Here is a 514-nt window from a genome sequence, read left to right as displayed (position 1 = left end):
GGAGGGGGGGAAGGAGGAGGAAGAGGAGAAAAGAGAGGGGGGGGGAAAGGGAAAAAAGAAAGGGAGGGAGGAGGGAGGAAGAAGAGAAAGAAGGGAAGGAAGGGAGAGGAAGGAAAAAGAGAGAAAAAGAAAAAGAGGAGGGAGGGGGAGGAGGGAAGGGAAGGAAGAAGAGAGGGAAGAGAGGAAGAAGGAAAAGAGGAGGGGGAGAAGAGGGAAGGAAGAAAGAGGAGAAAAAAAGGAAGAAGAAGAAAAAAAGAAGGGGGAGGGGGGGAGGGAGGAGGGGAAGAAGGGGGGGAAGAAGAAGGAAGAAGAAGGAGGGGAAAAGAAGAAAGGAGGAGAGGAGGGGGGGGAAGAAGAGGAGAAGGAGGAAAAAGAAGGGGAGGAAGAAAGGAGGAGGAGGAGGGGGGGGAGCAGGGAGGGGCGGGAAGGGGAAGGAGAAAAAAAAGAGGAGGAGGAGGGAGGAGGGAGGGGAAGGGAGGGAAAAAGAGGAAAGGAAGGAGAAAAAGGGGGAAGA

General features: G+C 54.1%; 1 protein-coding gene. It reads left to right on the top strand.

The features are described 5' to 3' along the window. Nucleotides 1–514: hypothetical protein (locus ACTHTJ_RS10765; protein ID WP_440362674.1), on the top strand; the 514-nt coding region annotated here is incomplete at both ends.

It is taken from the genome of Neisseria sp. P0018.S001 (assembly GCF_051957355.1).
GTDB classification, from domain to species: Bacteria; Pseudomonadota; Gammaproteobacteria; order Burkholderiales; family Neisseriaceae; genus Neisseria; species Neisseria subflava_A.
Note: the sequence above shows the minus strand (reverse complement) of the source record. Positions and strands in the feature narration are given on the sequence as shown.